The organism is Calidifontimicrobium sp. SYSU G02091, assembly GCF_022631395.1.
GTDB lineage: Bacteria > Pseudomonadota > Gammaproteobacteria > Burkholderiales > Burkholderiaceae_C > Calidifontimicrobium > Calidifontimicrobium sediminis.
Genome location: NZ_JALBGB010000005.1, coordinates 33,570 through 60,371, shown reverse-complemented (window position 1 = coordinate 60,371; position 26,802 = coordinate 33,570). Strand labels below are relative to the sequence as shown.

At 72.0% G+C, this 26,802-nt stretch carries 26 protein-coding genes; 5 read left to right on the top strand and 21 right to left on the bottom strand.

Annotated elements, in window-relative coordinates:
* The 10 genes from flgL to dcd all read right to left on the bottom strand — a co-directional run bounded on the left by flgL (position 1) and on the right by dcd (position 10,723).
* The gene (gene flgL / locus MOJ79_RS05025) at positions 1-1,191 is read right to left on the bottom strand and encodes a flagellar hook-associated protein FlgL (protein ID WP_241923136.1); all 1,191 of its coding nucleotides are present in this window, start codon (positions 1,189-1,191) and stop codon (positions 1-3) included.
* Between the two features lie 16 nt (positions 1,192-1,207).
* Positions 1,208-3,166 carry a flagellar hook-associated protein FlgK gene (gene flgK, locus MOJ79_RS05020; RefSeq protein ID WP_241923135.1) on the bottom strand — a complete coding sequence of 653 codons (1,959 nt, stop codon included), beginning with the start codon at positions 3,164-3,166 and terminating at the stop codon, positions 1,208-1,210.
* A 10-nt stretch (positions 3,167-3,176) separates the two neighbouring features.
* Positions 3,177-4,073, bottom strand: coding sequence for a flagellar assembly peptidoglycan hydrolase FlgJ (gene flgJ, locus MOJ79_RS05015; RefSeq protein WP_241923134.1), 897 nt, complete (start codon positions 4,071-4,073; stop codon positions 3,177-3,179).
* Positions 4,074-4,075: 2 nt separating this feature from the next.
* Positions 4,076-5,248, bottom strand: a complete 1,173-nt coding sequence (locus MOJ79_RS05010) for a flagellar basal body P-ring protein FlgI (protein WP_241923133.1) — start codon at positions 5,246-5,248, stop codon at positions 4,076-4,078.
* Between the two features lie 17 nt (positions 5,249-5,265).
* A complete protein-coding gene (locus MOJ79_RS05005) occupies positions 5,266-5,958 on the bottom strand; it encodes a flagellar basal body L-ring protein FlgH (protein WP_241923132.1) in 693 nt (230 codons plus the stop codon).
* A 15-nt stretch (positions 5,959-5,973) separates the two neighbouring features.
* Positions 5,974-6,756 (bottom strand): flagellar basal-body rod protein FlgG, encoded by a 783-nt coding sequence (gene flgG, locus MOJ79_RS05000; RefSeq protein WP_241923131.1) that lies wholly within the window; start codon positions 6,754-6,756, stop codon positions 5,974-5,976.
* Positions 6,753-7,136, bottom strand: a complete 384-nt coding sequence (locus MOJ79_RS04995) for a DUF504 domain-containing protein (protein WP_241923130.1) — start codon at positions 7,134-7,136, stop codon at positions 6,753-6,755. Before MOJ79_RS04995 ends, flgG begins: the two co-directional genes overlap by 4 nt.
* Positions 7,137-7,169: 33 nt before the next feature.
* Positions 7,170-9,116 (bottom strand): acyl CoA:acetate/3-ketoacid CoA transferase, encoded by a 1,947-nt coding sequence (locus tag MOJ79_RS04990; RefSeq protein ID WP_241923129.1) that lies wholly within the window; start codon positions 9,114-9,116, stop codon positions 7,170-7,172.
* A gap of 119 nt (positions 9,117-9,235) precedes the next feature.
* Positions 9,236-10,105 carry a KPN_02809 family neutral zinc metallopeptidase gene (ypfJ, locus tag MOJ79_RS04985; protein WP_241923128.1) on the bottom strand — a complete coding sequence of 290 codons (870 nt, stop codon included), beginning with the start codon at positions 10,103-10,105 and terminating at the stop codon, positions 9,236-9,238.
* Between the two features lie 48 nt (positions 10,106-10,153).
* Positions 10,154-10,723, bottom strand: a complete 570-nt coding sequence (dcd, locus tag MOJ79_RS04980) for a dCTP deaminase (RefSeq protein ID WP_119288000.1) — start codon at positions 10,721-10,723, stop codon at positions 10,154-10,156.
* Between the two features lie 115 nt (positions 10,724-10,838).
* On the opposite strand from dcd, the gene MOJ79_RS04975 reads away from it, so the two are divergent.
* Positions 10,839-11,387 (top strand): Mpo1 family 2-hydroxy fatty acid dioxygenase, encoded by a 549-nt coding sequence (locus MOJ79_RS04975; RefSeq protein WP_241923127.1) that lies wholly within the window; start codon positions 10,839-10,841, stop codon positions 11,385-11,387.
* 229 nt (positions 11,388-11,616) lie between these two features.
* Positions 11,617-12,231, top strand: coding sequence for a M48 family metalloprotease (locus tag MOJ79_RS04970; RefSeq protein ID WP_241923126.1), 615 nt, complete (start codon positions 11,617-11,619; stop codon positions 12,229-12,231).
* A gap of 24 nt (positions 12,232-12,255) precedes the next feature.
* On the opposite strand, the gene MOJ79_RS04965 is transcribed toward MOJ79_RS04970, so the two are convergent.
* The 7 genes from MOJ79_RS04965 to MOJ79_RS04935 are packed head-to-tail and all read right to left on the bottom strand — an operon-like array spanning position 12,256 to position 18,716.
* Positions 12,256-13,149, bottom strand: a complete 894-nt coding sequence (locus tag MOJ79_RS04965) for a formate dehydrogenase accessory sulfurtransferase FdhD (protein WP_241923125.1) — start codon at positions 13,147-13,149, stop codon at positions 12,256-12,258.
* Between the two features lie 7 nt (positions 13,150-13,156).
* Complete coding sequence (locus MOJ79_RS04960; RefSeq protein ID WP_241923124.1) at positions 13,157-13,444, bottom strand: hypothetical protein; 288 nt, start codon at positions 13,442-13,444, stop codon at positions 13,157-13,159.
* 18 nt (positions 13,445-13,462) lie between these two features.
* The gene (locus MOJ79_RS04955; protein WP_241923123.1) at positions 13,463-14,590 is read right to left on the bottom strand and encodes a formate dehydrogenase subunit gamma; all 1,128 of its coding nucleotides are present in this window, start codon (positions 14,588-14,590) and stop codon (positions 13,463-13,465) included.
* Positions 14,591-14,609: 19 nt separating this feature from the next.
* Complete coding sequence (locus MOJ79_RS04950) at positions 14,610-14,849, bottom strand: hypothetical protein (RefSeq protein ID WP_241923122.1); 240 nt, start codon at positions 14,847-14,849, stop codon at positions 14,610-14,612.
* Positions 14,846-15,478, bottom strand: coding sequence for a formate dehydrogenase FDH3 subunit beta (gene fdh3B, locus MOJ79_RS04945; protein WP_241923121.1), 633 nt, complete (start codon positions 15,476-15,478; stop codon positions 14,846-14,848). Before fdh3B ends, MOJ79_RS04950 begins: the two co-directional genes overlap by 4 nt.
* A gap of 12 nt (positions 15,479-15,490) precedes the next feature.
* Positions 15,491-18,466, bottom strand: a complete 2,976-nt coding sequence (locus tag MOJ79_RS04940; RefSeq protein WP_241923120.1) for a formate dehydrogenase subunit alpha — start codon at positions 18,464-18,466, stop codon at positions 15,491-15,493.
* A 49-nt stretch (positions 18,467-18,515) separates the two neighbouring features.
* A complete protein-coding gene (locus MOJ79_RS04935; protein WP_241923119.1) occupies positions 18,516-18,716 on the bottom strand; it encodes a formate dehydrogenase in 201 nt (66 codons plus the stop codon).
* A 211-nt stretch (positions 18,717-18,927) separates the two neighbouring features.
* Here MOJ79_RS04935 and MOJ79_RS04930 point away from each other — a divergent pair, with 211 nt between their 5' ends.
* The 3 genes from MOJ79_RS04930 to MOJ79_RS04920 are packed head-to-tail and all read left to right on the top strand — an operon-like array spanning position 18,928 to position 22,885.
* Positions 18,928-20,307 (top strand): sigma-54-dependent transcriptional regulator, encoded by a 1,380-nt coding sequence (locus MOJ79_RS04930; RefSeq protein ID WP_241923118.1) that lies wholly within the window; start codon positions 18,928-18,930, stop codon positions 20,305-20,307.
* Between the two features lie 23 nt (positions 20,308-20,330).
* Complete coding sequence (locus tag MOJ79_RS04925) at positions 20,331-22,352, top strand: sensor histidine kinase (RefSeq protein WP_241923117.1); 2,022 nt, start codon at positions 20,331-20,333, stop codon at positions 22,350-22,352.
* A gap of 56 nt (positions 22,353-22,408) precedes the next feature.
* On the top strand, positions 22,409-22,885 hold the full coding sequence (locus tag MOJ79_RS04920) for a rhodanese-like domain-containing protein (protein WP_241923116.1): 477 nt from the start codon (positions 22,409-22,411) through the stop codon (positions 22,883-22,885).
* A 4-nt stretch (positions 22,886-22,889) separates the two neighbouring features.
* Here MOJ79_RS04920 and MOJ79_RS04915 read toward each other — a convergent pair whose 3' ends face one another.
* The 4 genes from MOJ79_RS04915 to MOJ79_RS04900 are packed head-to-tail and all read right to left on the bottom strand — an operon-like array spanning position 22,890 to position 26,802.
* The gene (locus tag MOJ79_RS04915; protein ID WP_241923115.1) at positions 22,890-23,519 is read right to left on the bottom strand and encodes a TorD/DmsD family molecular chaperone; all 630 of its coding nucleotides are present in this window, start codon (positions 23,517-23,519) and stop codon (positions 22,890-22,892) included.
* Between the two features lie 17 nt (positions 23,520-23,536).
* Complete coding sequence (locus MOJ79_RS04910; protein ID WP_241923114.1) at positions 23,537-25,678, bottom strand: 4Fe-4S dicluster domain-containing protein; 2,142 nt, start codon at positions 25,676-25,678, stop codon at positions 23,537-23,539.
* On the bottom strand, positions 25,584-26,303 hold the full coding sequence (locus tag MOJ79_RS04905) for a DUF3306 domain-containing protein (RefSeq protein ID WP_241923113.1): 720 nt from the start codon (positions 26,301-26,303) through the stop codon (positions 25,584-25,586). Before MOJ79_RS04905 ends, MOJ79_RS04910 begins: the two co-directional genes overlap by 95 nt.
* A gap of 16 nt (positions 26,304-26,319) precedes the next feature.
* Positions 26,320-26,802: a DUF3305 domain-containing protein gene (locus MOJ79_RS04900; RefSeq protein ID WP_119287967.1), complete on the bottom strand. Its 483-nt coding sequence runs from the start codon at positions 26,800-26,802 to the stop codon at positions 26,320-26,322.

Genomic DNA, 26,802 nt, shown 5'->3' with positions numbered 1-26,802 from the left:
TCAGCCGTTGAGGTACTGGAACAGCGACATGCGCTGCACGATCGAGTAGGCCTTCAGCGCGGCGTCGTAGCCGGTCTGGCGGTTCTGGAAGTCGGAGATCGCCTGCACCATGTCGAGGTCCTCGGCGTTGCTGCGCTCGGTCTGGCCGTGCAGCTTCTGCGCCGCGACGCGCCCCTCGACCATGTCGGTGCGGTTGAGCACCTCGCCCACCGCGGCGCGCAGCCCCTGCAGCGCGCCCATCGATGCGTCGAGGTCGCGCAGCGTGCGCGACACCGTCTGCGTGACCTGCGCGGGCATGCGCAGCGGCGTCGCGAGCTCGGCGATCGCGCGGTCGAGCACGTCGAACACGCCGAGCTCGGGCCGCGACGGGTGCAGCTCGAAAGTATCGCCGGCCGCGGGCGCGCCGCCGATCGTGAACGCCATGCCGTCGATCTCGATCGCCTTGCCCGGCGTGAACGGCTGCGCGCCGAGGTACGGCGCGAGCGGGTCGCCGCGCAGGACGTCGTAGGTCGTGCCGCCGGCGCCGAAGACGATGCGGTAAGGCTCGCCGGTCAGTGCCGACGGGTCGCTGACCTGCCCCGCGTCGATGTGGGCCGTCGTGCTGCTGACGTTGTCGGTGACGAAGCTGCCGTTGCCGCTCCACGCGTTCATCCACGCGTTGCGGCCGTCGACGGTCAGCGGCAGCGGCTCGGCGCTGGCGGTGTCGACGCCGCCGCCGGTGCCGCGGTAGACGACGCCGCCCGGCGCGTCGACGAACGGGGCCTGCCCGGCGCCCTGGCCGGCGAACAGGAAGCCGCCGGCGCCGTCGCTGCGGTTGGCCACCGCGAGCAGTTGCGCGCGCAGGTTCTTCAGCTTCTCGGCCAGGCCGGCGCGCTCGGCGTCGCTGTAGGTGGGGTTGCCGGCGGCGACCATCGCCTCGCGCGCCTGCTGCAGCAGCTCGCCGGCATCGCCGAGCGCCGATTCGGTCAGCGTCATCGCGTTGCGGCTGGCCTCGAGGGCGCGCTGGTCGGCGTCGCTGCGCGCGACGCTGGCCAGCGCGCGCTCGGCGCGCGCCGCTGCGGTGGGGTCGTCGCTCGCGCGCTGCACGCGCTTGCCGCTGGTCAGCTGCAGCTGCGCCTCGGTCAGGCCCTGCTGCCGACGCTGGAGCTCGTCGACGCCGGCGTTGAAGGTGTAGGCGGTGGTCACGCGCATCGGTCAGCCCCCGTGGTCAGCGCGCCGCCGTCGACAGCAGCGTCTCGAAGATCTGCTGTGCGACCTGCAGCACCTTGGCCGCGGCCTGGTAGCTCTGCTGGAACTGGATCAGCCGCGCCGCTTCCTCGTCGAGGTTGACGCCGGACTTCGACTCGCGCAGCCGGTCGGCGGCGACCTGCACCGACGCCGAGATCTCGGCCGCGGTGGCGGCGCTTTGCACGCGCACGCCGATGCCGGCCATCGCGCTGGCGTAGGCGTCGGTGATCGTCTCGCCGCCGCTGCCGTCGGCACGGCGGCCGACGAAGGTCTCGTCGCGCAGCGCGGCCAGCGCCATCGCATTGCCGTTGCTGCTGAGCGGGAACTCGGTCGGCGCGACGTCGACCATGTCGCCGGCCACCGGCACGCCGGTGAGCGCAAGGGTGAACTCGCCGATCGCCAGCAGCTGCCCGGGCGTCCAGGTGCCGGCACCGCTGGCCGCGCCGCGCGTCCACGTGTAGGCCACGCCGTCGGGCGCCGGCGGCGTGCCGGGCACGACGGCGCCGAACGTGATCTGCACCGGAACGCTGGAGGCCAGCGGTGCCGTCATCGTCAGCGCGCCGACGCCGGCGCTGCCGGCATTGGCCGGGTTGACCGTGGCCGTCAGCGGCGACGCGGCCGCGATGCCGCGCGGGTCGGCGAGCACGCGCTTCATCTCGCCGGCCACCCGAGAGACCGGCTGCAGCAGGAAGCGGTCGCCCGCCGCCGCCGCGCCGCTGCGCTGCAGCGTCAGGCCCAGCGCGTCGATCGCAACACCGGCGGCCAGCGCCGCGTCGGTGAAGGTGTAGGGCCCGCCGGCCGGCGTGCTGCCGTCGGTGCGCGTGAGCTGCCACGACGCGCCGTCGTAGCGCAGCTCGTACTCCTCGGCCGGCACCTGCGCCGGGCGGTGCGCGAAGACGTCGACCGCGGCGCTGCCGGCATTGGTCGCCGCCGCCAGCGCAGCCGTGGCGCGCAGGTCGGCGAACAGGGCCGCGCCGGCGTTGCCGTTGAGGTCCAGCCCGAGCGAGAGCTGCTCGTTGACGCGCGACGCGAAGGCCAGCGCCATCTGGCCGACCGACGCGCGCGCGGCGACGAGGTCCTCGTTCTGGAAGCGCAGCAGCCCGCCGATCGAGCCGGCGCTCAGCAGCGCGGCCGACAGCGGGCGCACGCCATTGCTCTCCTCGATGCCGATCGCGGCACGCGACGGGTCCATCACGTCGGGCGTGACGACGAGCTTTTGCGCCTGGTTGCCGAGCACGAGCCGCTGGCCTCCGGCGATGAACACGCCCAGCGTGCCGTCGTCGGCCGCAATCGTCGTCACGGCGACGAAGCCGCTGAGCTGCTGCACCAGCCGGTCGCGCTCGTCGAGCAGGTCGTTCGGCGCGTGGCCGAAGCCCTGCATCGACGCGATCTGCTGGTTCACGTCGGCGATGCGCTGCGCGATCTCGTTGACGCTGGCCACCGCGTTCTTCAGGTCCTGCGTGACGCCGGCCTGCAGCGCGTCGATCTGGCGGCCGGCGGTCGCAAAGCGCGCCGCCACCTCCTGCGCGCGCGCGAGCACGACTTCGCGCGTCGAGATGTCCTGCGGGCGGCTCGCGAGGTCGACCATCGCGTTGAGCAGCTGGCCGGCGGCGTAGCCCACGCCCTGCTCGCCGGTCGGGAACGCGTTCTCCAGGCGCACGAGCTGCTCGTGGCGCGCCTTGTCGCCGGCGGCCAGCGACGCCGCCACCGCCGCTTCGCGCGTGAGGAACTCGTCGTGCGCGCGCTGGACGGTCGCCACGTCGACGCCCTTGCCGAAGAAACCGGCGCCGGTGAACTGGCCCTTCGACGTCGCGAGCTCGACCTCCTGGCGCGAGTAGCCGGCGACGCTGGCGTTGGCGATGTTGTGGCTCGTCGTCTGCAGCTGCGCCATCGCCGCGGCCATCGCGCGCGTGCCCAGGCTCATCAGTGCCGAAGCCATCGCGTCGTCCTCAGGCGCTCAGCGTGCGCTGCACGCGCAGCGTCGTGTCGATGACGCTGGCCAGCTTGGTCGCGTAGGCCGGGTCGGTGGCGTAGCCGGCGCGCTGCAGCCCCTGCGCGAAGCCGTGCGCGGTCTGCGCCTGCGCGAGCACCTGCGCGTAGCGCTTGCTGCGCGTCATCAGCCGCGCGTAGTCGGCGAAGGCCTCGTCGACGCTCGCGTAGGCGCGGAACCTGGCCTTGACCTTGCGCGCGACACCGCCGAGGTACTCGGTCGTCGTCACCTCGGCCACCGGCCCGCTCCAGCCCGGCGTGGCCTTGATGCCGAACACGTTGTGCGACGGCGTGCCGTCGGCCATGCGGATGTCGCGCCGGCCCCAGCCGGTCTCGAGCGCGGCCTGCGCGAGCAGGAAGGTCGCCGGGATCCCGGTGGCCGCCTCGGCGGCCTTGGCCGCCTGTTCGTGGCGGGCGATGAACTCGTGGCGGCTGTCGCCGCTGGCGGCGCGCGCGGGACGCGGCGCGGCGGCGTCGGTCGCAGCCGCTGGCGTCACAGTCGTCCCAGGGGCTGCTGCGGGCACAGCCGGCGCCGCCGTGCGGGCGTCGGCGGGCAGCCCCATCTGGCGCGCGATCTGGCGCGCGATCACGTCGGCCAGCCCGCCGGGCAGGCCACTCATCTTTTGCGCGTACTGCGCGTCGAGCATCTCGGTGCCGAGCTCGCTGGCCGAGTTGTCGAGCAGGCCCGAGTTCATCGTCGCCTGGCGCATGCTCTTGAGCAGCTCCTGCATGAACAGCGACTCGAACTGTTTGGCGACCTCCTTGACCGCGGCCTGCGGGTCGCGGCTGGCGAGCGTGCGCAGGCCGTCGACCGAGCGCGCGTCGGTGGCCAGGCCGGGCAGCGGGGCGAGCGCCATCGTCAGATCACCTCGATCTCGGCCTTCAGCGCGCCGGCGGCCTTCATCGCCTGCAGGATCGCGAGCAGGTCCTGCGGCGTCGCGCCGAGCACGTTGAGCGCCTTGACGACGTCGGCGAGCTTGGCGCCCTCGGGCATCTGCACCAGCGCGCCGCCTTGCTGCGTGATCGCGACGTCGGCCTTCTCGGCGACCACGGTGTCGCCGCGGCCGAACGGCGCGGGCTGGCTGACCACCGGGGTCGAGCTGATCGTCACCGCGAGGCTGCCGTGCGCGACCGCGCAGGCGCCGAGCGTGACGGTCTCGTTCATCACCACCGAGCCGGTGCGCGCGTTGAGCACGACCTTGGCCGCGGGCTTCGCGAGCTCGAGCGGCAGGTTCTCGATGTCGGCGAGGAAGGCCACGCGCGCGCCCGGGTCGGCCGGCGCGCGCACGCGCACGACGCGCCCGTCGAGCGCGATCGCGGTGCCGTCGCCCTTGGCGCGGTTGATCGCGTCGGCCACCGCGCGCGCGGTGGCGAAGTCGGCGGCGTTGAGGTCGAGCTGCAGGTGGTCGCCCGCCAGCAGCGGCGTGGGCACACCGCGCTCGACGGTGGCGCCCTGCGGGATGCGCCCGGCGCTCAGGTGGTTGATCTGCACCTTGGAGCCGCCGGCCGAGGCGCCGGCGCCACCCACCAGCAGGCTGCCCTGCGCGATCGCGTAGACCTGGCCGTCGGCGCCCTTGAGCGGCGTGGCGATCAGCATGCCGCCGCGCAGGCTCTTCGCGTTGCCCACCGACGAGACCGTGACGTCGATCGCCTGGCCCGGCTGCGCGAACGGCGGCAGCATGGCGGTGACCATCACGGCGGCGACGTTCTTCGGCTGCAGCGAGACGCCGCTCGGCAGCGTGACGCCCATCTGCTGCAGCATCGCGCCGAGGCTTTGCGCGGTGAACGGCGACTGCGTCGTCTGGTCGCCGGTGCCGTCGAGCCCGACGACGAGGCCGTAGCCGACGAGCTGGTTCGGCCGCACGCCCTGCACGGCGGCGAGGTCCTTGATGCGCGAGGCGGCGTGCGCACCGGCGGGCCACCACAGCGCCGCGCTGGCGGCCAGCGCGGCGAGCACGACGGCCGCGCGCGCGGCGGCGTCGAGCGCGCGCTGCGGCAGGCGCTGGTGCGCGCGGGCGAGGACGGACGACATCACGGCCCCCATCGCGGTCAGATCGGCAGCACGTTGAGGAAGAAGCGCGCCAGCCAGCCGATGACCTGCGCGTCGGCCTGCTGGCCGTGGCTGCGCTGCTCGACGCGCACGTTGGCGATCTGCGTGCTCGGCACGCTGTTGCCCGGCTGGATCGCGCGCGGGTCGACCTGGCCCGAGAAGCGCAGCACGTCGACGTTGGCGTTGACGCCGATCTGCTTCTCGCCGGCGATCAGCAGGTGGCCGTTGGGCAGCACGCCGGTGACGACGGCGGTGATCGTGCCGCTGAACGCGTTGGTGCTCTCGGTGGCGCCCTTGCCGGCGAAGGTGTTGCTGCTGCTGCCCTCGGCGTTGAGCCGGCTGAGCTTGGACGCGGCGCCGAACCACGGCAGCGACGTGATGCCGGCCTCGACGCTGCCCGACTTGTCGACCGAGCTCGTCGAGCGCGCGCTGGCGCTGATGCGCTCGGTGATGACGACCTTCAGCGTGTCGCCCGGCAGGCGCGCGCGGTGGTCCTCGAACAGCGGGCGGTACGCCGCGGCCTGGTAGATCGCGCCGGCGACGGGTGGCGGCGGCGCCACGGGCGTGGCCACCGGCGTGGCCAGCGCCGCGGGCACCGGCGCGACGTCGACCAGCGGCGGCTGCATCATCGCGCAGCCGCCGAGCACGGCGGCCGCGGCAGCGCACGCGAAGGCGGCGAACAGCGTCTTCATGCCACGGCCTGCGGCTCAGATCTGCGACAGACGCTGCAGCATCTGGTCGGAGGTCTGGATCGCCTTCGAGTTGAGCTCGTAGGCGCGCTGCGTCTGGATCATCGCGACCAGTTCCTCGACGACGTTGACGTTGCTCGTCTCGACGAAGCCCTGCTGCAGCGCGCCCAGCCCGTCGGTGCCGGGCGCGCCGGCGTTCGGCGCGCCCGACGCGGCGGTCTCGCCGAACAGGTTGCCGCCCAGCGGGTCGAGCCCGGCCGGGTTGACGAAGCTGGCCAGCTGCAGCTGGCCGAGCACCTGCGGCGCGGGCTGGTTGGGGACGGTGGCGCTGACGGTGCCGTCGGCAGCGATCGTCAGCGACAGCGCGTTGGCCGGCACCGTGATGCCGGGCTGCACGAGGTCGCCGGCGTGCGTGACGAGCTGGCCGTCGGCGTTGACCTGGAACGCGCCGTCGCGCGTGTACGCCGTGCTGCCGTCGGCGCGCTGGATCTGGAAGAAGCCGTTGCCCTTGATCGCGACGTCGAGGTTGTTGCCGGTCTGCTGCAGGTTGCCCTGCGTGAACGTGCGCGACGTCGCCACCGGGCGCACGCCGAGGCCGACCTGCAGCCCGGTGGGCAGCATGCCCTGCTCGCCGGTGGCGGCGCCGGCCTGGCGCAGGTTCTGGTAGATCAGGTCCTCGAACACCACGTGGCCCTTCTTGAAGCCGTTGGTGGCCACGTTGGCGAGGTTGTGCGAGATCGTGTCCAGCTGCGTCTGCTGGGCCTCCATGCCGGTCTTCGAAATCCACAACGAACGGATCATGCGCACGCTCCCGAGGGTGTGGCGGCGATGATCCGGCCAAGCGCGCGCCGGCTGCGGGCGGAATTGAGGCGAAAAAGCGGGGTGCTTCGGGGGTTGACGCTGGCGTCGCGCTCACCGGTGGTCGGCGTCGACGTGCCGCTGCCGATCAGCCGGCCGTCGCGCCGCACTTCGCGCACCCGGTGCAGCGGCACCTCGTGCACCGTGCCGTCGGGCTCGATCGCCGTGAACGAGAAGGCGTTGCCCGGCTCGAGGCGGATGCGCTCCCACGGCAGGGTGACCAATTCGTCACGCGTGCGGTCGTGGTAGCCGACCGTGAACTCGGCGCGGGCGAAGGCCTCGTCCCACTGGATGCGGTGCAGCAGCGACTGGATCGGCTCCATCGGGGCAGGTGGCGTCTTCGCGCCGGGCGGGGGTCAGTCGCGCAGGTGCGCGCGCGCCTCGTGCGCCGTCTCGTAGATGTGCGGCGCGACGCCGCGCGCGGCCAGCGCCGGACCGAGCTTGGCGCGCAGGAAGCCCGACGTGCTGTAGCGCGTGACGTTGCGGTAGTGGCGCGCCACCAGCTCGCGCACCATCTCGGCCCAGTCGTCCTCGACCGCCGGGTCGAGGACGAAGTGGTCGTAGTTGACGACCGCCCACACCCGCTCGCCGAGCGGCGCGACGTGGCGCTCGACCTCGGCGCGCACCGCCTCGACGTCGTCGCGCGTGCGGATCGCGAGGTGCTCGAAGTTGATGAACAGGGTCTTGGTGGCCGCGTCGTAGGCGAAGCGGTCGGCCAGCGGGCGCAGCAGCAGCCGCGCGCGCAGACCCATCGGCGCGTCGGCGAAGATCGCCGCATCCATCACCGCCGGCTCGCGCTCGATCACGGGCCGGAACTGCATCAGCGCGAGCACGTCGCGCTCGACGTCGAGGCCGGGAGCCACTTCGAGCAGCTCGAGGCCCGCGGCGTGCAGCCCGAACACGGCGCGCTCGGTCACGTACAGCACCGGCTGGCCGCGCCGGAAGGCTTCGCGGCCGCTGAAGGTGCGGTGCTCGACCTGCGGCACGAACTTCGGGTGCGTGTGGCTGCCCTGCCCGGCGAGGAAGCTGCCGACGAACACCAGCCGCTTGGCGTTCTGGCTGATGTTGATGAAGCCGCCGGCACCGGCCAGCCGGGGCCCGAACTTGCTGACGTTGACGTTGCCCTCGGCGTCGGCCTGCGCGAGGCCGAGGAACGCGATGTCGAGCCCGCCGCCGTCGTAGAAGTCGAACTGGTACGGCTGGTCGACGATGGCCTGCGTGTTGACCGCGGCGCCGAAGTTCAGCCCGCCGGCGGGCACGCCGCCGATCACACCCGGCTCGGCGGTCAGCGTGATGAGGTCGATCACCTTCTCCTCGGCGGCGACCGCCGCCACGCCCTCGGGCATGCCGATGCCCAGGTTGACGACCTGGTTCGGGCGCAGCTCCATCGCCGCGCGCCGCGCGACCGTCTTGCGCAGGCCGGGCTCCATCGGGGCGACCTGCGTGGCCGGCACACGGATCTCGCCGGCGAAGGCCGCGCTGTACGGCGTCGCGAAGGTTTGCCAGTGGTGCGCGGGGTCGTCGGCGACGACGACGCAGTCGACCAGCACGCCCGGCACCTTGACCTGCCGCGGGCTCAGCGTGTGCGCGTCGGCCAGCCGCTCGACCTGCACGATGACGATGCCGCCGCTGTTGCGCACCGCCATCGCGATGGCCAGCGCTTCGAGCGTCAGCGCCTCGCGCTCCATCGTGACGTTGCCGTCGGTGTCGGCGGTGGTGCCGCGGATCAGCGCAACGTCGATCGGAAACGCCGGGTAGTACAGACACTCCTGGCCGTCGATCTCGAGCAGCCGCACGCGCGTGTCGGGCGTGCGCTCGTTCATGCGGGCGCCACCGTGGCGCGGGTCGACGAAGGTGCCCAGCCCGACCTTGGTCAGGTGGCCCGGGCGGCCGGCGGCGATGTCGCAAAACAGGTGGCTGATGACGCCCTGCGGCAGGTTCCAGGCCTCGATCTTGTTGGCCACCGCGAGACGGCCCAGCGCCGGCACGAGCCCCCAGTGGCCACCGATCACGCGCGCGACCATGCCGTCGTGGCCGAAGTGGTTCAGGCCGCGCGTCTTGCCGTCGCCCTGCCCCGCGGCGTAGACCAGCGTCAGGTCGCGCGGCGCGCCGGTGGCGAGGAAGCGCTTTTCCAGCGCGACGGCCAGCCCCTCGGCGAAGCCGATGCCGACGAAGCCGCCGGTGGCGACGGTGTCGCCGTCGCGCACGAGCTGCACGGCGTCGTGCGCACTGACGACCTTGCCGGTGGCGGCACCGCGCAGGCCGGCGAGGCGTTCGGCGGCGTGGGCGGGGGCGGGGTGCATGCGGGTCTCCCGGCGCCAGCAAGGATCGACGCCCGCAGCCATGCTGCCGCGGGCCGCGGCCGCGCGCCATGCGGGCTGGCCCGCAGCGCGTGCCGCACCGGCGGCTCAGGCCGGCGCGGCTAGAGCGACTGCGCGGCGAAGGTGTCGCACTGCGCGAGGCGCCCGCTCGCGTAGCCGCGCTGGAACCAGCGCTGGCGCTGCGCGCTCGTGCCGTGGGTGAAGCTGTCGGGCACCACACGGCCCTGGCTGCGGCGCTGCAGCGTGTCGTCGCCGATCTGCGCGGCGGCGTTCATCGCCTCCTCGACGTCGCCCTGCTCGAGCCAGTTCTTGCCGCGCTGCGAGTGGTGCGCCCACACGCCGGCGAAGCAGTCGGCCTGCAGCTCGACGCGCACCGAGATCGCGTTCATCTGCGCTTCGCCGACGCGCCCGCGCATCGCGTCGACCTTGGCGGTGACGCCGAGCAGGTTCTGCACGTGGTGGCCGACTTCGTGTGCGATCACGTAGGCCTGCGCGAAGTCGCCCGGCGCGCCGAGCCGGCGGTGCAGCGTGTCGAAGAAGCCGAGGTCGAGGTAGACCTTCTCGTCGGCCGGGCAGTAGAACGGGCCCATCGCGGCCTGCCCGACGCCGCAGGCACTGCGCGTGGCGTCGCGGTACAGCACGAGCCGGGGCTCGCGGTAGGCGGCGCCGCCGGCGCGCAGCAGCGCGCCCCAGACGTCCTCGGTGTCGGCGAGCACCGTCGCGACGAAGGCGGCCTGGGCGTCGCCCGGCGGTGGCGCGGTGGCGGGCGCTTCGGCCGCAGGCGGCGCGAGCTCGCCGCCGCCGAGCAGCCCGAGCAACGTCAGCGGGTTGATGCCGAACAGCCAGCCCGCGACCAGCGCGACGACGATCGTGCCCAGCCCGATGCCGCGCCCGCCGCCCAGGCGGGGCGCACCGCCGCCGGCGCGGCGGTCCTCGACGTTGTCGCTTTGCCGCTGGCCTTCCCACTTCATCGCGCCCTCCCCCGTCAGGCCGTGGGCCGGCCGCCGCGCCGGCCGGCGTCAGGTCTTGGGCAGCGTGACGCCGCGCTGCCCCTGGTACTTGCCGCCGCGGTCCTTGTAGCTCGTCTCGCAGACCTCGTCGCTCTCGAAGAACAGCACCTGCGCGCAGCCCTCGCCGGCGTAGATCTTGGCCGGCAGCGGCGTCGTGTTGCTGAACTCGAGCGTCACGTAGCCCTCCCACTCGGGCTCGAACGGCGTGACGTTGACGATGATGCCGCAGCGCGCATAGGTGCTCTTGCCCAGGCAGATCGTCAGCACGTTGCGCGGGATGCGGAAGTACTCGACGGTGCGCGCCAGCGCGAAGCTGTTGGGCGGGATGATGCACACGTCGGCCTCGATGTCGACGAAGCTCTTCTCGTCGAAGTTCTTCGGGTCGACGACGGTGCTGTGGACGTTGGTGAAGACCTTGAACTCGCGCGCGCAGCGGATGTCGTACCCGTAGCTCGACGTGCCGTAGCTGACGATACGGTGGCCGTCGGCGGCGTGGCGCACCTGCCCGGGCTCGAACGGCTCGATCATCCCGTGCTGCTGCGCCATGCGGCGGATCCAGCGGTCGCTCTTGATGCTCATGGACACATCCCGTGAAGGCTTTCCGATTCTATGGACCCCCACGCGGGCGCCGGTGGGTGCACACTACGCGCGTCGCGGCCGATAACCCAGGTGTCCCTCCACTGGAGTGTTGCCGATGTCCTCGCTGTTCCGCCCTGGCACCGAGCTGATGGTGCAGTACGCCGGTTACCACCGGGATCGTCGCAACATCGCGACGCACTTCGTCGGCATCCCGCTGATCGTGTTCGCGGTCGGCGTGCTGCTGGCGCGACCGTCGGTGTCGGTCGCCGGGCTGGCGCTGACGCCGGCCTGGGTGCTGTGGGCCCTGGCTGCCGTGTGGTACGTCTCGCGCGGGCCGGGGCTGCTGGGCGTCGCCGTCGCGGCGGTGACGGCCGTGCTCGTCGCACTGGCGCAGCCGCTTGGCGCGGGCACGACGACGGCGTGGCTGGCCTGGGGCGCCGGGTGCTTCGTCGCCGGGTGGCTCGTCCAGTTCGTCGGCCACCTGTACGAAGGGCGCCGGCCGGCCTTCTTCGACGACCTGGTCGGCCTGCTGGTGGGGCCGATGTTCGTCGTCGCCGAGGCGCTGTTCGCGTCCGGTCGGCTGCGCCAGCTCGCCGCCGAGATCGAACGCCAGGTCGGCCCGACGATGCTGCGCGACCTGCACCACCAGCCGGCGGCTCGCTGAAGCGCCGCAGCGGCACTCCACCCTTCCCCGGATCACAGCCGGCGCACTGTTCCATCCGGGTTATCCCCGAAGCTGGCACGCGACGTGCAAGGCGTCCTCGCGGGCTGATCGCTGCGGACCGACGCGTTCTGACAGCGTCAGCACCGCAGGGGAGGGTTCGAGGCGTCTTGTTGCCCTGTGCCTGGGATGGATCTGGGCCGCGTGCGCGCACGCCGACGATATCGTCGCCGTGCTCGAGCGCTCGCACCAGATGCGGTTGCACCAGTTCGAAGCGGCGAGCGCCGACAGCGCGCGCACGGCACGCATACGCGCCACGTTCGAGCGGCTGATCGCCTCGACCGGGTCGCCGCCGGATGTCGAACTGCGCGCCGTCACCGGTCCGCTCAACGCCGAGGTGCTGCTCGGCCGCGTCCTCGTCGTCTCGGAGGCGGCCGGCGACCTGCCCGAAGGCGAGCGGCTGTTGCTGCTCGCGCACGAGTTCGGCCACGTCGCGCTCGGCCACTGGCAGGCGCTCGCGGCGCTGTACCGCACCCACATCCCGGGCGAGGTCCGGCCCGAGACGACCGATCCGGTGGCCGGTGTGCTCGGCCTTCAGGCCCACCGGATGGCGCACCGCCACGAGTTCGAGGCCGATGCCTGGGGCTACAGGCTGCTGCGCCAGCTCGGCTTCGGCATCGAACACGCGATGGCGCTGCTGATGCGCCGCGGCGCGACCGTCGACACCGCGACCCATCCGGCGACGCGCCGTCGTCTGGCGCAGGTGCGCGTGATCGACTCGCAGATCGATCACCCCGACCTGGCGTCGGGACACGCGGCGTCGCTCGTGGCCGAACGCGACCGCTGACGCGCGCCGGCGGGCGCCGCCCGGTCAACCCGCGACGACGCGCACCGGCGAGCGCTGCGGCTCGGGCTCGGAGTCGAAGCGCTCGAAGCCGGTGTAGCAGAGGAAGTGGCGATTCGCGGCGCGGCCGAACAGCGTCATGCCGAGCCGGCTCGCGAACGCGTGGCCCATCTGTGTGACGCCGTTGCGCGAGACGACGATCGGCACGCCCATCTGTGCCGCCTTCATCACCATCTCGCTCGTCAGCCGGCCGGTCGTGTAGAAGGTCTTGTCGGCGCCGTCGACGCCGTGCATCCACATCCAGCCGGCGATGGTGTCGAGCGCGTTGTGGCGGCCGACGTCCTCGACGAAGACGAGCAGCTCGGTGCCGCGGAACAGCGCGCAGCCGTGCACCGAGCCGGCCTTGCGGTGGATACTGTCCTGCTGGCGCATCACCTCGAGCATGCCGTGCAGCGTCGACTGCCGGATGCGCGCCTTCTCGGGCGGCGGCAGGCGGATCGCGTCGACCTGCGCCTGCAGGTCGCCAAACACGGTGCCCTGCCCGCAGCCGGTGGTGACGACGCGCCTGGCCGTCTTCGCCTCGAACGCCTCGATGCCGCCGACGGTGCGCACCGCGGCGGCGTGCACGTCCCAGTCGACGGTGATCGACTCGACCTGCGACAGGTCGTCGACCAGGCGCTGGTTGCGCAGGTAGCCCAGCACGAGCAGCTCGGGCGCGGCGCCCAGCGTCATCAGCGTGACGAGCTCGCGCTTGTCGACGAACACCGTCAGCGGCCGTTCGTCGGGGATGTGGATGCTGCGCCGCTGGCCGTACTCGTCGAGCACCTCGACCTCACGCGTGAGCGGCTGGCCGGCCTGCGTCATCCGGGGGCCGGATGGCACGGTAGACGGCACGGCGGCGCGCGGCTCGGCGAGCGACATCGGCACCTCAGCTCTGTGGCGGGGGCACGAATGGGCCGGGGTCAGCGCAGGCTGGCGTCGGCGTGGCCGCAGGCGGCTGCTTGCCGGCCTTTTGCATGTCGGCGCGGTACTTGGCCGCGACACGCTCCATCGACAGGCACAGTTTGTAGTTGTCGACCTTGCCGGCCCACGCCGCGCGCGCGGCGGCTTCGGCCGCCTTGGCCTTGGCTTCCTCCGACGGCGGCGGCAGCTTGGCGAGCGCCGGTGCGGCAGCCAGCATGATCGCGACCGCACTCCAGCAGTGCTTGTGGGTCATCACGTGGACTCCTCCTCGTTAGCCTTGCGCCCCGGCCGACACCACGGGCGCCGGAGCCGCCTCGGCCGAGCGCTTGGCCGGGATCTTGCCGGCCTTGATGTCGTCGTACCAGAGTTCATGGTGCTCCTTGGCCCACCCTTCGTCGACGTAGCCGGTGCGCATCGCACCGTAGGCGCCTTTCATGCCGATCGTACCGATGTAGATGTGGCCCATGAACGCGACCATCATCAGCGTCGCCGCGACGGCGTGGACCATATGCGCAACCTGCATCTGACCACGCGTGTATTCCAGCAGCGTCGGGAACACCTTGTCGAGCACCAGCCCCGACACGGCGACGATGAGGCCGAGCGCAAACACGCCGCCCCAAAACAGCAACTTCTCGGCTGCGTTGAAGCGGTGCGACGGCACCTCCTTCGCACTCAGCAGGCCCCCACCCTTCAACAGCCAGGTCAGGTCGCCCTTGCGCGGCAGGTTGTCGCGGACGAACGTGACGATGATGATCACGAGCGACACCGCGAACAGCGGCCCGGCGAAGTTGTGCGCATTTTTCAGCGCATAGGTCAGCCAGCCGAACAACGTACCACCAAGGACCGGCAGCAGAAAGTACTTGCCCCAAGCCATCACGATGCCCGAAACCGCGAGCACGACGAAAGCGATCGCGTTGGTCCAGTGTGCCGCGCGCTCGAACGGCGTGAAGCGCTCGATCAGCCTGCCCGTGTCGCGCTCGTGGCCACCGAGCGGCCCCTTGCGCCAGTAGAACAGCGCGATCGCCAGTGCCACGATGACCAGCAGCGCACCGCCATACGGCAGGATGACGTTGTTGCGCACCTGCCGCCACGCCTCGCCGGCGGTCGTGTAACGCGATCCGGGGTACTGCACGAACGGCTGGATCAGCACACCCTTCTCGGCGCCGGGCAGCGACGTGTAGCCGGCTTGCTGGCCCGACTCGCGCACCGCGCGCCAGAACGGCGCGTTGTTGCCCGGCTGGCTCTTCGCGCGCTCGGCGTTGCTCTCGTCGGGCCGGGGGTCGGCCGGGGCGACGAATCCGGCGGGCGGGGCGCCGGCTGCCGGTGTCTGCTGCGCGCCGGCGAGCGCGGACAGGCCCAGGCCGACGGCGAGGATCAGCGTTCGGATCGAGGCTTGCATGCCGTCTCCTTCGCGGGCGTCAACCGCCCGTCGTGCGCGAGTACTCGTTCTGGCCCTGGGCGCGCGTGCGCATCTGCTGTTCCCAGCTCGACGCGTCACCCGGTTTCCAGCCGTCGGCCACGAACGGGTTGGCAGCGCCCTGATAGGCCGGGCTGTCGGTCTTGCGCACCGTCTGGTCGGAGGTGGCGGTCTCGCCGCAGGCGGTGAGGGCGACGGCGAACGCAACCAGCGCCGCCGCGCGGAAGATCGTCGTGGTCATGACTTGGTCGTCTCCGCCTTCTGCGGCGCCGGCGCGCCACCACTGGGCCGGCCGTAGGCCGTGCCCCAGCCCCACACCTCGCTGCCCTTGCCGCGCGTGAGCACGCGGGTGCGGAAGATGTCGGCGACGATGTCGCCGTCGCCGCCGAGCAGCGCCTTTGTCGAGCACATCTCGGCGCACGCCGGCAGCTTGCCCTCGGCGAGGCGGTTGCGGCCGTACTTCTGGAACTCGGCCTGCGAGCCGCTGGCCTCGGGGCCGCCGGCGCAGAACGTGCACTTGTCCATCTTGCCGCGCAGCCCGAACTGGCCGTTGGTCGGGAACTGCGGCGCGCCGAACGGGCACGCATAGCTGCAGTAGCCGCAGCCGATGCACACGTCCTTGTCGTGCAGCACGACGCCTTCGTCGGTGCGGTAGAAGCAGTCGACCGGGCACACCGCCATGCACGGCGCGTCGGCGCAGTGCATGCACGCCACCGAGATGCTCTTCTCGCCGGGCACGCCGTCGTTGAGCGTGACGACGCGCCGGCGGTTGACACCCCAGGGGATCTCGTGCTCGGCCTTGCAGGCGGTGACGCAGCCGTTGCACTCGATGCAACGCTCCGCGTCGCAGATGAACTTCATTCGGGCCATGTCGCGATCTCCTTAGGCACGCTCGATCTGGCAGAGCGTGGTCTTGGTTTCCTGCATCATCGTGACGCTGTCGTAGCCGTAGGTCGTCGCGGTGTTGACGGCCTCGCCGCGCACCAGCGGCATCGCCCCCTGCGGGTAATACGGCGCGAGGTCGACGCCCCCCCAGCGGCCCGAGAAGTGGAACGGCAGGAACACCGTCTCGGCGTCGACGCGCTCGGTGACCAGCGCCTTGACCTTGATGCCCTTGAAGCCGGGCACCTGCGCCATCGGCGGCGTGCGAACCCAGACGTACTCGCCGTTGCGGATGCCCCGGTCGTTGGCCGCCCGCGGGTTGATCTCGACGAACATCTCCTGCTGCAGTTCGGCGAGGTACGGGTTGCTGCGCGTCTCCTCGCCGCCGCCCTCGTACTCGACGAGGCGCCCGCTCGTCATGATCAGCGGGTACTCCTTGCCGATGTCCTTGTTCGCCTCCTGCACCGACTTGAACAGCGTCGGCAGGCGCCAGAACGCCTTGCGGTCGTCGTGCGTCGGGTACTTCGCGACGAGGTCGGGCCGGTTGCTGTACAGCGGCTCGCGGTGCTGCGGGATCGGGTCGGGGAAGTTCCACACGACGGCGCGCGCCTTCGCGTTGCCGAACGGGTGGCAGCCGTGGTTGACCATCGCGACGCGGATGATCCCGCCCGACAGGTCGGTCTTCCAGTTCTTGCCCTCGGCGGCTTTCTTCTCCTCGTCGGTCAGCTCGTCCCACCAGCCGAGCTTCTTCAGCAGCAGGTGGTCGAACTCGGGGTAGCCGGTCGTCAGGTCGGCGCCCTTGCTGTGCGAGCCGTCCTCGGCGAGCAGCGACTGGCCGTCGCGCTCGACGCCGAAGTTGGCGCGGAAGTTGCCACCGCCTTCCATCACGTGCTTCGACGTGTCGTACAGGTTCGGGCTGCCCGGGTGCTTCATCGCGGGCGTGCCGTAACACGGCCACGGCAGCCCGAAATAGTCGCCGTCGAGCTTGTAGCCGGTCTCCTTGTCGACGCCGCCGCGCGCGCGCAGCGTCTTGACGTCGAACACGTGCATGTTGCGCATGTGCGCCTTCAGCCGCTCGGGGCTGTGGCCCGTGTAGCCGATGGTCCACACGCCGCGGTTGATCTCGCGCAGGATCGACTCGGTCTCGGGCTCCTCAAGGCCACCCTTGCCCTTGACCATCTTGTAGTTCTTCACCAGCTCCTTGCCGAAACCGAGCTTCTCGGCGAGCTGGTACATGATCATGTGGTCGGTGCGGCTCTCCCACAGCGGTTCGATGACCTTCTCGCGCCACTGGATCGAGCGGTTCGACGCGGTGATCGAGCCGCTGGTCTCGAACTGCGTCGCCGCCGGCAGCAGGTACACCGCGCGGTTCGGGTTCTGGTCCTCGGGACGGCCGGGCATCGCGGCCATCGCCGCGGTCGCGCTCGGGAACGGGTCGACGACGACGAGCAGGTCGAGCTTGTCCATCGCGCGCTTCATCTCGAGGCCGCGCGTCTGCGAGTTCGGCGCGTGACCCCAGAAGAACAGCCCGCGCAGGTTGCTGTCCTGGTCGATCAGCTCGTTCTTCTCGAGCACGCCGTCGATCCAGCGCGACACCGTCATGCCGGGCTTGGTCATCATGCCCGGCGCGTAGCGCGACTTGATCCAGTCGAAGTCGAGGCCCCACACGGCGGCGTAGTGCTTGAACGAGCCCTCGGCGAGGCCGTAGTAGCCCGGCAGCGAGTCGGGGTTCGGGCCGACGTCGGTCGCGCCCTGCACGTTGTCGTGGCCGCGGAAGATGTTGGCGCCGCCGCCCGACACGCCGATGTTGCCCAATGCCAGCTGCAGGATGCACGACGCGCGCACCATCGCGTTGCCGATCGTGTGCTGCGTCTGCCCCATGCACCAGACGATGGTGCCGGGACGGTTCTCGGCCATGATCTTGGCGACCTTGTAGCAGGTGGCCTCGTCGACGCCCGAGACCTCCTGCACCTTGTCCGGGGTCCACTTCGCGAGCACTTCCTCGCGCACCTTGTCCATGCCCCAGACGCGGTCGTGGAGGTATTTCTTGTCCTCCCAGCCGTTCTTGAAGACGTGGTACAGCACGCCGAACAGGAACGGGATGTCGGTGCCCGAGCGGATGCGCACGTACTCGTCGGCCTTCGCCGCGGTGCGCGTGAACCGCGGGTCGACGACGATCATCTTGCAGCCGTTCTCCTTGGCGTGCAGCATGTGCAGCATCGACACCGGGTGCGCCTCGGCGGCGTTGCTGCCGATGTACAGCGCCGCCTTGGCGTTCTGCATGTCGTTGTAGGAGTTCGTCATCGCGCCGTAGCCCCACGTGTTCGCGACGCCCGCGACGGTGGTGCTGTGGCAGATGCGCGCCTGGTGGTCGGTGTTGTTGGTGCCCCAGAGCGTGACCCACTTGCGCAGCAGGTAGGCCTGTTCGTTGTTGTACTTCGACGAACCGATCACGAAGATCGAGTCGGGCCCGCTCTGTTCGCGCAGCGCGAGCATCTTCTTCGCGATCTCGTCGAGCGCCTGGTCCCAGCTGATGCGCTCGTACTTGCCGTTGACGAGCTTCATCGGGTACTTCAGACGGTACTCGCCGTGGCCGTGCTCGCGCACCGAGGCGCCCTTGGCACAGTGCGCGCCGAGGTTGATCGGGCTGTCGAACACCGGCTCCTGACGCACCCACACGCCGTTCTGCACGACGGCGTCGATCGCGCAACCCACCGAGCAGTGCCCGCACACGGTGCGCTTGACCTCGACCTTCGCGCCGGCGTCACCGCCCTTGGTCTCGCTGGCGGCCTGCGCCTTCTTGACGAGGGTCAGCTGCGTGGCGGCCAGGCCGGCGCCGACGCCGAGGCCCGAGCGGCGCAGGAAGGCACGGCGGTCCATCGTCGGGATCGCGCGCGACACGCCACGCGCGAGGCTGGACACCAGCCCCGACGGCGCGGCGCCGGTGCTGGACGGGGTTCTGCGGGTGAGCAACATCACGTCTCCTTGCTCGTGCGGTTCGGGGGCAGCGGCACCGGCGCGGGCGTCAGACGCGCGCGGTCTGGTAGTAGCGCAGCACGTGCTGCGTGACCTGGTAGCCGTCCTTCTTCTCGGGCGCCGGCTGCGCGTCGGCGACCGCATCGGGCTTGACGGCGGGCACCACGGCGGCCACCGCCGCCACCGCGCCGACGGCACCGGCGCCGGCGAACACGCGGCGGCGCGAGATCTTCTCGGGGCTTTCCTTCATCGGGATCTCCTCGCGATGGGCTCAAACATGTTGCAACGCAACACCGGCGGGCCATGGCCCTGCCAACGATCGGGATTAGCCGCCAGCGACGCCGGCGTGCCAATCGGTGGCAGCCCGGGCTTGCCACGACAACTTGTCGCGCCACACCGACAGGCTGTCGTCGCCGGCGCCACGGCGGCGGCCTTCCTACAATCGCGCGCCTGCAGCCGCCATGGCCCCGTCGCCCGCCCCCGCCGCCCCGCCCGCCGCCACCGACCGCTGGCCGATGGCCGCCGTGCTCGTCGTCGACGACGAGCCAGGCATGCGCAACTTCCTGCGCAAGGCGCTCGCGCCACGGGTCGGCGAGCTGCACGAGGCCGGCAGCGCCGAGGAGGCCGCCGCACTGGTGCGCCGCCACCGTTTCGACCTCGTGATCCTCGACATCGCGCTGCCCGGCAAGAGCGGCATCGAGTGGCTGCGCGAGCTGCGCGACGAAGGCAACGACTGCGAGGTCGTGCTGATCACCGCCTTCGCCGACCTCGACACCGCGATCGAGGCACTGCGCGCCGGCGCGAGCGACTTCATCCTCAAGCCGTTCCGCCTCACGCAGATCCTCAATGCGCTCAAGCACGGCCTCGAGCGCGGGCTGCTCAAGCGCGAGAACTGGGTGCTGCGGCGCACGCTGTCGCAGCGCACGCCGCCGGCCGACGGGCTGGTCGGCGACTCGATCGCGATCAAGGGGCTGCGCGCGGCGATCCAGCGCGTGGCCGGATTCGGCAGCACGGTGCTGCTGACCGGCGAATCGGGCACCGGCAAGGAGCTCGTCGCACTCGCGCTGCACCATGGCAGCCCGCGCGCGCACGCGCCGTTCGTGCCGGTCAACTGCGCGACGATCTCGCCCGAGACGATCGAGACCGAGCTGTTCGGCCACGCCGGCGCCGGCGCGCGCCGCCGCGACGGCCTGTTCGTCTACGCGCAGGGCGGCACGCTGTTTCTCGACGAGATCGCCGAGCTGCCGCCGCCGCTGCAGGCCACGCTGCTGCGCGTGCTCGAAGACCGGCGCATCCGCCCCGTCGGCGGCGAGCAGGAGATCCCGGTCGACGTGCGCATCGTCGCGGCGACCAACCGCAAGCTGACCGACGAGTGCGACGCCGGGCGCTTCCGGCGCGACCTGTACTACCGGCTGCAGGTGGTCGAGATCAACCTGCCGCCGCTGCGCGCGCACAAGGAAGACATCCCGGCGCTGGTGACGCACTTCGTCGCCACGCTGGCGCCACAGCTGGGCGTGCCGCCGATCGAGGTGCCGCCCGACGAACTCGACTTCCTGCGCCAGTACGACTGGCCGGGCAACGTGCGCGAGCTGCGCAACCTGATCGAGCGCTCGCTGATCCTCGGCGCGCTCAACGTCTCGGCGCTGTACCCGCGCATGGCGCCGGCACGGCCGGCGGCGCGCGGCCCCGCGGCGGGCACACCCACCGACTTGCACACGCTCGAGAAGCAGCACATCCTGTCGGTGCTCGAATCGGTGGCCGGCGACAAGACCCGCGCCGCGAAGCTGCTGGGCATCTCGCGGCGCACGCTCGAGCGCCGCTGCGCCGAGTGGGCGGTGTGACGGCCCGCTGAGACGGGCGACCGATGCGCATCGCACGCCTGGCGCCGCAGTCGATCCGCGGCAAGCTGCTCGCGATGGTGCTGCTCCCGCTGTTCGTCGTGCTGCCGCTGCTCGGCGTGGCACTGCTGTGGTGGGCCAGCGTCGCGCTCGACCGCCTGCTGATCACTAAGGTGCGCTCGGACCTCGCGGTCGCGCACGGCTACTTCGAGCGCGTGCTCGGCGAGGTGGCCGCGAGCACCGCGTCGGCAGCCGACTCGCACGCGCTGCAGCGCGCGATCGCGTCGTACGACGAGCACGCGCTCGTCACGCTGCTGCGCACGGTCAAGCAGCGCGGCGCGCTCGACTTCGTCAACTGGCGCGACGCCGACGGCCAACTGCGCGTGACCGACCACGGCACCCCGCCGGCCGGCGATGCCGACGCACCGCTGCACGCGACACCGGCGACCGCCGGCGCGCAGGCCACGATCGAGATCCTGGCGCCCGAGGTCGTCGCCCGGCTCGCGCCGGCGCTGCAGTCGCGCGTGCCGGTGCCGCTGCTGCCCACGCGCAACGCGGTGCCCACCGACCGCCGCGTCGAGGACCGCGCGATGGTCGTGCTCGCCAGCGCGCCGGTGCGCAGCGCCGACGGGCGCCTGCGCGGCTGGGTACAAGGCGGCGTGCTGCTCAACCGCAACCTGGCGTTCATCGACCACATCAACGAGATCGTCTACCCGGCCGGCTCGCTGCCGTTCGGCAGCCAGGGCACCGCGACGCTGTTCCTCGACGACGTGCGCATCAGCACCAACGTGCGCCTGTTCGACCCCGACGCCGCCGGCGAGGGCGGCGACAGCCGCGCGATCGGCACGCGCGTCTCGCGCGAGGTGCGCGAGGCCGTGCTCGACCGCGGCAGCACGTGGCTCGACCGCGCGTTCGTCGTCAGCGACTGGTACGTCTCGGGCTACAAACCGATCGTCGACGGCGACGGCCGGCGCGTGGGCATGCTCTACGTCGGCTTCCTCGAGGCGCCGTTCACGTGGGTCAAGTTCGGCGCGCTGGCGGCGATCGGGGTCGTGTTCTTCGCGGTGATGATCGCCGCAGCCGCGGTGTCGCTGCGCTGGGCGCGCGGCATCTTCGCGCCGGTCGAGCGCATGGCGCGCACGATGCAGGCCGTCGAGGCCGGCCATGCCGACGCGCGCGTCGGTCCGGTGGCTGGCAGCGACGAGATCGCGCAGCTCGCGGGCCACCTCGACCACCTGCTCGACACGGTCGACGCCAACACGCGCGAGCTGCAGCGTTTCAACGCCGAGCTCGACGCCAAGGTCGCCGAGCGCACGCGCGAGCTGCAGGCGGCACAGCAGCAGCTCGTGCGCTCCGAGAAGCTCGCCGCGGTGGGCCAGCTCACGGCCAGCGTCGCGCACGAGATCAACAACCCGATCGCCGTGATGCAGGGCAACCTGGACCTGCTGCGCGAGCTGCTCGGCCCCGCCGGCGTCGAGCATGTGCGCGCCGAGCTGAAGCTGCTCGACGAGCAGGTCGAGCGCATGCGGCTGATCGTCACGCAGCTGCTGCAGTTCGCACGCCCGGCCGAGTTCGCCGGCTACGTCGACGCCGTCGACGTCGCGCGCCTGATCGAGGACTGCCTCGTGCTCGTGGGGCCGCAGCTGGCCAAGAGCGGCATCGAGGTGCGGCGTGGGTTCGCCGCGACGCGGCGGCCGTCGATCAACCGCCACGAGCTGCAGCAGGTGCTGGTCAACCTGCTCGTCAACGCGGTGCACGCGATGCCCGACGGCGGCGAGCTGACGCTGGCCACGCGCGACGCGGGCGACGACGCCGTCGAGATCGAGGTCGCCGACACCGGCCCGGGGCTCGGCCCCGAGCTGATCGGCGAGCTGTTCAAGCCCTTCGTCACGCGCAAGAAGGACGGCACCGGGCTGGGACTGTGGATCAGCCGAAGCATCGTCGAGCGCTACGGCGGCGACCTGCGCGCCGCCGACCGCGGCGACGGCCGCCGCGGCGCCGTGTTCACCGTCGTGCTGCGCCTCGAGCCGGAAACCGAGGCCGCCTAGCCCGGCGCCACGCCACGGTGGGACAATCGCGCCCCCGCCGCGTGCGCCCCCTCGCCATGGACCTGGACCACGAATTCACCCCCGAAGAGCGCGAGCGCCTCGAGATCTCGCTGCCCACTGCGCTCGAGCTGTGCCGTCTGGGGCTGGCGACGATGATCGACATCCGCCAGTCGTTCGAGATCGAGATGAAGGGTGCGATCCCCGACACGGTGCACATCCCGCTGTTCGAGGTCAAGCAGATGCTCGGCGACACGCTGACCGAGAACGAGCAGGACATACTCGACGCCGGCAAGCCGAAGGAGATCGACGCGCGCACCTTCATCAAGACGATCAACGGCCTGCACCACGGGCGCGACCACCTGCTGCTGTGCGTGTGCAACAGCGGGCGGCGCAGCCTGTCGGCCGCGGCACTGCTGCGCGAGCTCGGCTACCCGAAGGCGCTGTCGGTGGCCGGCGGCTTCCAGGCGTGGAAGAAGCTGCAGGCCGCCGCGGCCCCGCCCGCCGACACGCCGGCGCCGCCGCCGGCGGGCTGAAGCCTCACTCGAGCAGGTCGAAGCCCTGCGTCTCGACCTGCACGAAGGCCTGCGTGAATGCCGCCAGCTTCGCGTAGAGGTCGGCGCGCGGGTGTGCGATCACCGCGTCGCCCATCTTCTCGACCCACGGCTGCACGTGGGCGCGAAAGAAGCGGCGCTGCTGCTCGAGGTTGCACACCGCGACGTCGTCGCCGGCGATCAGGTAGCGCATCACCTCGAACACGCCGGCGACGTGGTCCTCGGTCTCGCCGCGCGTCTCGTCGCGCGCGAGGCCGAGCCGCGCGAGGTCGTCGCGCAGCTGCACGAGCGGCTTCTCGTTGAGGAAGCCCGCGAGGTAGTACGAGCCGTAGAGGAAGACCTCGGGCTTGCCGACCCCCTGGAACAGCGCGTCGTACTCGTCGGCCGCCGCCTGCACCGTCGTCGCGCGCATCGCCGCCACCAGGTCCTGCCACGGCGCCTCGAGGAACGCGCCCGGCGTCGGCGCCTCGGTGACCGCGACGCGGAACTGCTGCAGCAGCGCTTCGTCGGGCGGTGCGAACCACAGCCGCGCGAGCAGGCCGTACAGCTCGGCGCGCGCGAGTTCCTCGCTGTCGTCGGCGGTGGCGAAACTCAGCGCCTTCAGATCCTGGGCCATCGGCGTGTCACCCTCGTTCACAGGTCGGTGATCCGGACTTCGTTCGGGTCGCTGAAGATGTCGACGACGCGGCAGTCGGCGCACATCTTCAGCCGCTCGGCCGCCGCGCCCTGGAACATCGCGTGGCCGGCGAGCTTGGCCACCATCGCCTCGATCGCCTGCACGGTGCCGAACGGCTTGCCGCAGCGGATGCAGCGCCACGGCTGCGCCTCGTGGAGCACGCGCATCTGCTTGCGCGCCTTGCCCCCGTCGGCCAGCCACAGGCGCGGCTGCAGCGTGATCGCGCGCTCGGGGCAGGTGCGCTCGCACAGCCCGCACTGCACGCAGTTCTTCTCGACGAAGCGCAGCTGCGGCGCCTCGGGGTTGTCGGCCAGCGCCGCCTCGGGGCAGGCGCCGACGCAGCTCAGGCACATCGTGCACTTGCCGGTGTCGACGACGACGGTGCCGAACGGCGCGCCGGCCTTCGGCAGCGCGATCTCGTCGACCGGCTTGGGCGCCTGCGCGAGCAGGTGGTCGAGCGCGAGGTCGAGCGTCGCGCGCTTGTCGGCCTGCACCGCGAAGGCCGCCGGGGTGCGCACGCCCTGCGCCGGCGGCAGGCGCAGCGCGGCGTCGAGCGCGGCCAGCTCCCGGTCGTCACGCGCCTCGAACAGGTGCAGGTGCGTGCCCGCGTAGCCGAGGCCGCTGAGGATCGCCTGCGCCTGCGCCATCTGCGCCACGAGCGCCTCGCGGTACTGCGGCGCCTCCTCGTCGGTCAGCAGCACGCCGATCTGGCTCGCGCCGCACGCGATCGCCGCAAGCCACAGGTCGATCCCGACGCTGGCCGTGTGCCACACCTCGAGCGGCAGCACGCGCGCCGGCAGACCGTGGATCGCGGGGTCGACGCGCGCCGCGCGGCCGAGCGCGGCCAGGCGCTTCGCGCCGGCGTCCTGGCTGTGCACGAGCAGCATCGCGTCGCGCCCGCCGGCGCGGCGGTAGGTGCCGATCAGCGTGCGCACGCGCTTGCCGAGCGTGGGCGCGTCGGGATAGCCGTAGGCGAGCGCGCCGCTCGGGCACACCGTCGTGCATGCGCCGCAGCCCACGCACAGGTGCGGCTCGACGCGGATGCCGCCGCTCGTCTCGCGCTCGCTGGCGATCGCGCTGGCCGAGCAGACCTCGACGCAGGCGTTACAGCCGAGCTTCTCGTTGCGGCTGTGCGCGCACAGCTTGGGCTTGTAGTGGAAGAACTTGGGCTTGTCGAAGGTGCCGGTGAGCTCGCGCAGCGTCAGCACCGCGTCGAACAGCGCGCGCTCGTCGCCGGGGCGCACGTGCACGTAGCCCTGCGGCGGCTGGTGCTGCGTGAACGCGGGGTCGCGGCGCAGGTCGAGGACCAGATCGAACGTCTCGCTGACCGGTTGCGGCTCGCGCGTGAAGTCGATCGCGCCGGCGGCGTCGCAGACCTTGACGCAGTCGCGGTGGCTCTTGCAGCGCGCGAGGTCGACCTGGTAGCTGAAGTCGATCGCGTCTTCGGGGCACGCGGCGATGCACGCGTTGCAGCGCGTGCACAGGTCGAGGTCGATCGGGTTGGTCGCGTCCCACTCGGCGGTGAAGGCACCGAGCCAGCCCGCCAGGCGCGTCAGCCGCCCGCTGTAGACCGGGTGCTCGCGCGCCTGCGGCAGCGCGCCGCCGGCGCGCTCGAGCAGCACGCTGACATCGAGCTTGTCGGCCAGCATCGCGGCGGCGCGCTCGGCCGTGTCGGCGTCGCCGATCACGAGCACGCGACCGCCCGAGCGGTAGCTCACGGTGGCCACCGGGTCGGGGTCGGGCAGCTGCGCCGCGGCGATCAGCGCCGCGAGCTTCGGCGTGGCCTGCTTCGCGTCGCGGCTCCAGCCGCCGGCCTCGCGGATGTTGACGAAGCGGATCGGCCGTTCGGCCACCGACGGTGCGCCCTCGGTCTGCTCGTTGAGTTCGAGGAACAGCCGGCTTTCCTGCGTGCAGGCCACGAGCAGCTCGTCGCCGCCCTTCGCGGCGCGCTGGAACGCGCCGGCCTCGCGCCGGCACAGCAGCGTGTGGATGGTGTCGAGCCCGTCAGCGCTCGCGCCCGGCGTCGTCGCCAGCGTCTCGCGGATCGCCTTCGCGTCCAGCGGCATCGAGCGGTTGCAGTCGCAGATCAGCGTCTTCATCGGTGGGGGCCTCGGCGGCGGCCTCGGGGGCCGGTGCGGGATCGGTGACGGCGGGCACGTCGGCCGCTGGGGGCTCGTCGACGGCGTCAGGCGCCGTCGCGCGCGCGGCCGCGGCCGCCGGCGGCTCGTCGGTGAACAGGCCCAGCGCCTTGGACTGCACCATCTTGCGCAGCATCGACGCGGGCAGCGGATCGGGCTGGCCGTAGTCGTCGATGTAGACGTCGAGCCCGTCCATCACGTTGAAGTGCGGGTCGCTGAACAGCTTCTTCAGCGCCGCGCGCTTGACGCCCTCGTCGACGCCGGCACGCACGAACGGGGAGAAGTCGGAACTGCGCGTCAGCCGCGCGACGTCGTCCATCGTCGGCAGCGGCGGCGCGGCGGGCGCCGGCGCGGCCTCGCTCGCGCGGGGGGCCGACGGCGCTGGCGGTGCCGCCGGTGCCGGCGGCGTGGCCGTGCCCGCGACCGCCGCCGCGGCCGCTGTGACGGGCGTGACGGGCGCAGCGGCCGCGGCAGGTGCGGTGGCCGGCGGCCTGCCGGGCGGGGCGTCGTCGACGGTGCCGCGCCGCGCCTGCGCCTTGCGCCGCGCCCAGCGCGAGAAGAAGCCGTCGTCGCGGTCGTCGGCCATGTCGGTCGCGCGCGGCTCAGCCGCGCTCGTGCGGTCGCTGGAACGACGCCGGGCGCCGGCGCTGTTTCGGCTCCGGACGGTAGTGCGCGTCGGTGAAGGCCTGCAGCCAGTCGCGCACCTCGGGCGACAGCGGCACCGAGTCGACGCGCTCCTGCGCGTCGAGCCAGCGCCCGGCCTCGTTGTACGAGACGCTGACGATCTCCGGCCTCGCCCGCGACGCGTCGGCGTCGTCGACGCGCCACATCACGAACCACACCGGCGCGCCCGACGTCAGGTTCAGGTAGTAGCCCTCGCCCTCGTCGGCGAACAGCTCGACGGCGAAGCCCGGGTGCAGCACGCGCTGCAACCGGCCATCGTCGCGCAGCACGCGCGGCGCGGTGCCGAACGCCGGCTCGTGGGGCAGCACCTCGGCGATGCGGAAGCGCCAGTCCTCCCAGCGGTTGGGCTGCGCTTCGCGCTCGACGACGACGGCGACCTCGATGCGCGGACGCTTGGACAT